Origin of the sequence: Kribbella albertanoniae, assembly GCF_004348455.1 — a bacterium.
GTDB lineage: Bacteria > Actinomycetota > Actinomycetes > Propionibacteriales > Kribbellaceae > Kribbella > Kribbella albertanoniae.
Genome location: NZ_SMKA01000373.1, coordinates 1 through 6,958, shown reverse-complemented (window position 1 = coordinate 6,958; position 6,958 = coordinate 1). Strand labels below are relative to the sequence as shown.

The window sequence follows — 6,958 nt, the reverse complement described above, 5'->3', positions numbered from 1 at the left end:
ACCAACGCCAAGCAGCCACATCGTTGATAACCGTACTGGTTTTTTTTTTTTTTTGAGCGTCTCGTGGGCTCGGGAGATGTGGTATAAGAGACAGGTGCTACCCACCGCGACTGGCGCAACCGTGCTGCCAGCAAACGCTTGCCAGCAACACATTCCCGCCACTCAACACACTGAACCCACTCGCGCGCCGCCTCGGACGCACGGTGAACCCACTCGGCATGCATATGGGCTGCACGGTGAACCCACTCGGCGAGCACCCCCGTGCACGGTGAACCCACTCGGCAGGCACGGCGAGCATGCGGTGAACTCAGTCGGCTGAGCATCGGTTGTGGTCGGGGCGGAGGGGTGGGCGGACTCCAGCCACTGATCAAACCCTCGGACCGGGCGTCGTCGGGTTCGCTTCAGGCGGGAGCCCACCGGCCGCACCCGAGTTGGTCAGTGTTGGCGGTCCGCGTTCTCGCCGTACACCACTCCGCGCGGGACGCAACCGTCAGCCGGCGAGGGCGTGCCGCCGACACAGTTCGGCGCGGGGCCGAAGGTCGGCGCGGACCGGCAGGCCATCACAAGTGGGGTTTGCGGTGGGCCGCCCGCCTGGGGTGAGCGCGGAGGGGCAATTGTGATGGCCTGCAGGTCCGGGGTGGGCGTCAAGAATCGGGGTACTGCTCCGACGTACCTCCAAAGAGAGGAGATCGTCATGACTGATGCACTACCGACAGTGACCGACCGGGCGGCGTTTCAGGCGGAACTGGATGCGCTGCGGGTGCGGGAGAAGGCGCTGACGCGGGAAACGGACGCGGTTGCGGCGGCTCGGCGGCGGTTGCCGATGGTTGAGGTGGATGCGGGGATCACGGTGACCGGGGAGCATGGGCCGGTGACTTTGCTGGAGGCGTTCGAAGGGCGTCGGCAGCTGATCGCGTATTACTTCATGTGGCACGACGGGCATCCGGCGGCTGAGCAGTGTGAGGGGTGCACGTGGTGCAACGGGGCGGTGGGCGAACTCTCCTACCTGCACTCGCGCGACATCACGTACGCCGTGTTCTGCCAGGGCCCGTACGACGAGAGCCGGCGGTACCGGGACTTCATGGGCTGGACGATGCCGTGGTACTCGTCGGCCGACAACCGCGACAAGCTGCTGGAAGGCCGGAATCTCGGGCAGATGTACTTGGTCTGCTATCTGCGGGACGGCGACCGGGTGTTCGAGACGTACTGGACGACGATGCGTGGCGTCGAGGTGATGGACAACAGCTACCACCTGATGGACCTCACCGTGTATGGGCGGCAGGAGGATCACGAGGACTCGCCCGCGGGCTGGCCGCAGGAGTGGTCGTGGTCGAAGGTCAAGCACATCCTGGCGACGAACGGCCGGCCGATCGCCCAGTGGTCACGCATCGAGGCCGGGCGATCGGATCAGCTCTAGACGCGAGCATTGCGGGACCAGACGAAGCAATAGGCGCCGAAGGCGGCGATCCCGAGCGCAAGCACCGTCAGCAGGATCGAGCCGAACGGCTGGTCCTTAATGGTCCGCAGGGCGATGTCGAGTCCGCCGGCCTTGTCCGGTTCGTAGCTGATCGCGGCCCAGCCGAAGAGAACGCCGACGACGACGAACGCGACACCCTTGGCGGCGTACCCGATGCGGCCGAGCAGGACGGTCGGGTCGGAGACGCCGCCGACCAGGTCCTCGGTGAACTTCTTCGTGTACGCCTTGTACAGCTGACGAATGCCGATCCCGATCACCACCAGACCGATCACGACGATCAGTACCCGGCCGAAGCCGTGTTCCATCAGGCGAGCCGACAGCGAACGCTGCTGATTGCTGCTCGAGGCCCCGACGGCAACCTTCACCGCGGTGACACCGAGGAAGAGGTAGACGAGAGCGCGGCCGACCGACGACACCCGCTTCTCGGTGTCGAGATCGCCGTACGCGAGATCGAGGACGCGCCAACCCACCAGCGCGAACAGGCCGATCGCGACGATCCACAGCAGGACGCCGCCGAGTGGCTTGGTGGCGAGTTCCTGGAGGGCGCCTTGCTCGGATGCCTCTTGCGATGACTGTCCCCAGGCCAGTTGCAGGGCGATCCACGCGATCAGCAGATGAACGACGCCGTACGCGACCAAACCGACGGTGACCGCGACGCCGTACCACGTGCTCTGTCTGACTTCCTGGGCGGATCTCATCTTGATCCGGTGCCCACCGACAAACGACTAAGTGGCAATCGGAGCGGCTGCGTCGACCTCTTCGACGTCGCCGGATTCGCCGAGTCGCGCGGCCCGGCGGCCGAGGATGAAGACGTAGAGGAAGAAGCCGATCTCGGCCAGGATGCCGATACTGATCCGCACCGGACCAGGCAGGAATGGCGTCACGAATGCCTCGATCACGCCGGTGAGCAACAAGATCGCGGCCAGGCCGATCGCCATGCCGATGGTGGCGCGGCCGGTCTGGGCCAGGGCCTGCATCCGGGTTCGAGCACCCGGGACAATCCACGACCACCCAAGGCGCAATCCGGCCGCGGACGCGATGAAGACCGCGGTGAGTTCGAGCAGACCGTGTGGGGTGATCAGGCTGAAGAACAGGCCGCCCTTGTCGTGGCTGATCATCAGCCCCGCGCTGATACCGAGGTTGAGGGCGTTGTCCCAGAGGATGAAGATCGAGGGGATCAGCAAAATGCCCAGTGCGAGTACGGCGGCGCTCAGCGTGGCGTTGTTGAGCCACACGCGCAGGGCGAAGTCCTGGGCCGGGTTCTCCGAGTAGTAGGCCTCGAAGTCATGGTCGACCAGCTGCTGAATCTGGGCCGGTGCGGCGATCGAATCGATCACCTCGGGGTGCGCGAGGATCCGCCACGCGGACCAGGCCGCCACCAGGTAGAAGAGTAGGCCGATGGTCAGCCACCAGCGTCTGGAGACGTAGAGGGCAGCTGGGAAGCTCACCAGGAAGTACCTGGAGATGTCTCGCCAGACAGGTGCCTGTGCGCCGGTGACCGCGCCTCTGGCGTCAGCAATGAGTCCGGAGAGCCGTCCGATCGACACTGGGTCCGCACCGGCTGCTCTGAGCGCGGAGAGGTGCGTGCCGACCCGCTGGTAGAGCGTGACGAGCTCCTCCGCCTCAGCACCGGTCAGACGCCGCTGCCGACGGGTCAGGTAGGCCAGGCGGTCCCACTGCGGCTGATGCACCGAAACGAACGCCTCGACGTCCACAACACACCTCCTCCCCAGACTGGCTCGCAGTGCTGGATCCCTTGGGCTGGCAGACTAGCCCGACCGAGTGTCTACAGAGGAGGGGGGCGGCAGCGTGTCTCAGTTGGTCACCGGCGAGGCGGTCGTCCTCCAGGTACGGATCGCACGGATGCCGACGCGGGCGCTGGCCTGCGCGATCGACGTGATCATCCAGCTGATGGTGCTGAGCGGTCTGATCGGGTTGCTGTTCGGATTCCTGATCAGCGAGCAGTCGAGCGAGGCACTGGCGATCTCGCTGGTGACAATCGTCGTACTGCTCGTGGTCGTCGGCTACCGCCTCGTGATGGAGACGCTCACCCGCGGGCGGACGATCGGCAAGCTCGTGCTCGGTCTCAAGGTGGTGCGGGACGACGGCTCGTCGATCCGGTTCCGGCACGCGCTGGTGCGGACACTCATGTGGTTCTTCGTCGACTTCGCACCGTGGTTCGCAGCCAGCCCCGGCATCGTGGCGAGCCTGATGAACAAGCAGGGCAAGCGGATCGGTGACATGGTCGCCGGCACCGTGGTGATCCGCGAACGCCAGCAGGCGATGGCCTCCCCGCCACTGTTCGTGCCCGCGCACCTCGTGACGTGGGCGCAGTCGCTCGAGCTCTCCCAGCTCCCCGACGAGCTCGCGAACACCGCCCGCGACTACCTGGCCCGCTTCACCGAGCTACAGCCCGCCGCACGCGCTGCCCTCGGTGAAACCCTCGGCCAGCGCGTCGCCCAGCTCACCGCACCTGCACCGCCCACCCCGATGATCGCCCCGGCCTTCCTCTCCGCCGTCCTGGCCGAACGCCGCCGCCGCGAGCTCATCCGCCTGGCCGTCATCCGCCCGGTGACCACGGGCCCGTTCGCCCCAGCGCCGACCACGAACCAGTACGCCGTACCGGCCGGACCGTTTGCACCACCCAGCCCGTACGGCGTCCTGCCGCCCGATCCCGTGCCGACCTTCGCCCCGCCTCCGCCGGCGCATGAGCCGACCCCGGCCACCCACAACGCCCAGGGCTGGGCCACCCCGGGGAGCAACCAGTCCGGCTGGTGATTTTTGGCCGCCCGAGCGCCGAATACTGACCGGCCACCCCAACAGTCCGCGAAAGCGTGGTTATTCTTGCGACCATGTCGCATTTGGTGGAGTGGGATGCATGGTCGGTGCGGTGGGATGCCCAGCAGGCGGGCTACCTGCCGGATCGGGAGCAGCAGTTCGCGCTGATGCTGACGGTGGTGGAGCGGATCGTGGGATCCCCTGGGCGATTCGTGGACCTGGCGTGTGGGCCCGGCGCGATCTCGGCCCGGGCGATCGCGCGGTTCCCCGAGGCCGAGGTGATCGGGGTCGATCTGGATCCGTTCCTGCTGGAGATGGCGCGGCAGACGGTCGCCGGAGCGCGGTTCGCGGCAGCGGATCTGCGCGAGCCCGGCTGGGACGCCGTACTGGGTGAAGGTCCGGTCGACGCGGTGTGTTCAGCGACCGCGTTGCACTACCTCGCACCAACAGAGTTGGCCGAGGTCGCGCAGGTCCTGGCCCGCCGCATCCGGCCGGGCGGGATCTTCCTGAACGCTGACACGATGCTGCTCGGTCCGACCGAAGTGCCGCGGCTGGATGCCATCGCCGTTCAGTTGCGCGACGAGATCTGGTCCGCCTCGCACGCGTCCGGCATCGAGGACTGGCAAGGCTGGTGGACCGCAGCCGGCGAGGAGCCCGCGTTCGCCGACCTGCTCGCGCAACGCGCCCAACTGGTCATCAACCGGCCCAAGTCCCGCGAGATCACCCTCACCGACACCCTCGAGTCCTTCCGCAAAGCCGGCTTCACCGAGGTCGCCGTACTGGGCCAGGTAGCCGACAAGCACCTCTTCGCTGCCATCCGCTGACAACGCAAAGCGCCCCACCAACAGGGTGGGGCGCCGGCGTGTTAACTCAGTAGCGGTAGTGCTCGGACTTGTACGGGCCTTCGACCGGTACGCCGAGGTAGGACGACTGCTCCTTGGTGAGCTCGGTGAGCTTCACGCCGAGCGCTTCGAGGTGCAGCCGGGCGACCATCTCGTCGAGGTGCTTGGGGAGCACGTAGACCTCGGTCGGGTAGTCGGCGGTCCGCACGAAGAGCTCGATCTGCGCGAGCACCTGGTTGGTGAAGGAGTTCGACATCACGAACGACGGGTGCCCGGTCGCGTTGCCGAGGTTCAGCAGCCGGCCCTCGGACAGCACGATGATCGTGTGACCGTCTGGGAAGCGGAACTCGTCGACCTGCGGCTTGATGTTCGTCCGCACGATGCCGTCGGTCTTGTACAGACCGGCCATGTCGATCTCGTTGTCGAAGTGACCGATGTTGCCGACGATCGCCTGGTGCTTCATCTGCGCCATGTGGTCGGCGGTGATGACGTCCTTGTTGCCGGTGGTGGTGACGAAGATGTCGGCGATCCCGACGACCTCGTCGAGCGTGGTGACCTGGTAGCCGTCCATCGCCGCCTGCAGCGCGCAGATCGGGTCGATCTCGGTCACGATGACGCGGGCGCCCTGACCACGCAGCGACTCCGCACAGCCCTTGCCGACGTCGCCGTACCCGGCCACGACCGCGACCTTGCCGCCGATCAGGACGTCGGTAGCGCGGTTGATGCCGTCGATCAGCGAGTGCCGGCAGCCGTACTTGTTGTCGAACTTCGACTTGGTGACCGAGTCGTTGACGTTGATCGCCGGGAACAGCAGCGCGCCCGCCTTGTGCATCTCGTAGAGCCGGTGCACACCGGTCGTGGTCTCCTCGGTGACACCCTTGATGCCCTGGCCGACCCGGGTCCACAGCTGCGGGTCCTCGGCCAGCGTGCGGGTCAGCAGCTTCAGGACGACGGCGTACTCCTCGGAGTCCGCGGTCGACGGGTCCGGTACGGCGCCGGCCTTCTCGAACTCGGTGCCCTTGTGGACGAGCATGGTGGCGTCACCACCGTCGTCGAGGATCATGTTCGGGCCCTCTTCGCCCGGCCACTTCAGCGCCTGCTCGGTGCACCACCAGTACTCCTCGAGCGTCTCGCCCTTCCAGGCGAAGACGGGGACACCGGTGGGGTTGTCGACCGAGCCGTCCGGGCCGACGACGATCGCCGCGGCGGCGTGGTCCTGGGTCGAGAAGATGTTGCAGGAGACCCAGCGGACGTCGGCACCGAGCGCGGTCAGCGTCTCGATCAGCACCGCGGTCTGGATCGTCATGTGCAGCGAGCCCATGATCCGTGCACCGGCCAGCGGCTTGCTCTCGCCGTACTGGGCGCGCATCGCCATCAGACCCGGCATCTCGTGCTCGGCCAGCCGGATCTCCTTGCGGCCGAACTCGGCCAGCCCGAGGTCCGCCACCTTGTAGTCGAACGTCATCTGCTCCCCTGAAGCTCTTGGTGAGTACTTCCTAGGTGAGCCTAGAGGGCTCAGCCTGGTGGTTTGATCGCCTCACGGGCGTTTTTGACACCGAAATGTCAGGATTGGCGTCATGCGCATCACCGAAGCCGCCAAACGCCTGGGCACGACCCCCCGGATGCTGCGCTACCGGGAGGCGCTCGGCCTGCTCCCGCACTCCCGCTCGGGCCAAACCGCCCAACGCCAGTACGACGACCGCGACCTCGCCGCCGTCCAGCTGGCCCTCGACCTCGAACGCCGGTACGACGTCACCCCCGCCGCCCTGGCCTTCGCCCTCCGAGCCCTCGCCGAACCGTCGGTCGCCGCCGACCTCCGCAACCTCGGCTACCGCACCGGCCGCCTGACCACCCCACCCAC

General features: G+C 66.9%; 7 protein-coding genes. 4 read left to right on the top strand and 3 right to left on the bottom strand.

Annotated features, from left to right (window positions below; all coding sequences use genetic code 11):
* The first annotated feature begins 694 nt into the window (after positions 1-694).
* The gene (locus tag E1261_RS41790; protein ID WP_132415341.1) at positions 695-1,417 is read left to right on the top strand and encodes a DUF899 family protein; all 723 of its coding nucleotides are present in this window, start codon (positions 695-697) and stop codon (positions 1,415-1,417) included.
* Here E1261_RS41790 and E1261_RS41785 read toward each other — a convergent pair.
* Positions 1,414-2,175 carry a DUF1206 domain-containing protein gene (locus tag E1261_RS41785; RefSeq protein ID WP_132415339.1) on the bottom strand — a complete coding sequence of 254 codons (762 nt, stop codon included), beginning with the start codon at positions 2,173-2,175 and terminating at the stop codon, positions 1,414-1,416. The genes E1261_RS41790 and E1261_RS41785 overlap by 4 nt on opposite strands.
* A gap of 27 nt (positions 2,176-2,202) precedes the next feature.
* A complete protein-coding gene (locus tag E1261_RS41780; RefSeq protein WP_132415337.1) occupies positions 2,203-3,192 on the bottom strand; it encodes a stage II sporulation protein M in 990 nt (329 codons plus the stop codon).
* A gap of 94 nt (positions 3,193-3,286) precedes the next feature.
* Here E1261_RS41780 and E1261_RS41775 point away from each other — a divergent pair, with 94 nt between their 5' ends.
* Positions 3,287-4,255: an RDD family protein gene (locus tag E1261_RS41775; protein ID WP_238176781.1), complete on the top strand. Its 969-nt coding sequence runs from the start codon at positions 3,287-3,289 to the stop codon at positions 4,253-4,255.
* 74 nt (positions 4,256-4,329) lie between these two features.
* Positions 4,330-5,079 (top strand): class I SAM-dependent methyltransferase, encoded by a 750-nt coding sequence (locus E1261_RS41770; protein WP_132415335.1) that lies wholly within the window; start codon positions 4,330-4,332, stop codon positions 5,077-5,079.
* A gap of 46 nt (positions 5,080-5,125) precedes the next feature.
* Here E1261_RS41770 and ahcY read toward each other — a convergent pair whose 3' ends face one another.
* Positions 5,126-6,562: an adenosylhomocysteinase gene (ahcY, locus tag E1261_RS41765; protein ID WP_132415333.1), complete on the bottom strand. Its 1,437-nt coding sequence runs from the start codon at positions 6,560-6,562 to the stop codon at positions 5,126-5,128.
* A 112-nt stretch (positions 6,563-6,674) separates the two neighbouring features.
* Here ahcY and E1261_RS41760 point away from each other — a divergent pair.
* Positions 6,675-6,958: MerR family transcriptional regulator (locus E1261_RS41760; RefSeq protein ID WP_132415331.1), on the top strand; the 284-nt coding region annotated here is incomplete at its 3' end.

Coding starts and splice junctions, on each gene's coding strand:
- E1261_RS41785 (WP_132415339.1), bottom strand. CDS start 2,175: ATGAGATCCGCCCAGGAAGTCAGACAGAGCACGTGGTACGGCGTCGCG.
- E1261_RS41770 (WP_132415335.1), top strand. CDS start 4,330: ATGTCGCATTTGGTGGAGTGGGATGCATGGTCGGTGCGGTGGGATGCC.
- ahcY (WP_132415333.1), bottom strand. CDS start 6,562: ATGACGTTCGACTACAAGGTGGCGGACCTCGGGCTGGCCGAGTTCGGC.
- E1261_RS41790 (WP_132415341.1), top strand. CDS start 695: ATGACTGATGCACTACCGACAGTGACCGACCGGGCGGCGTTTCAGGCG.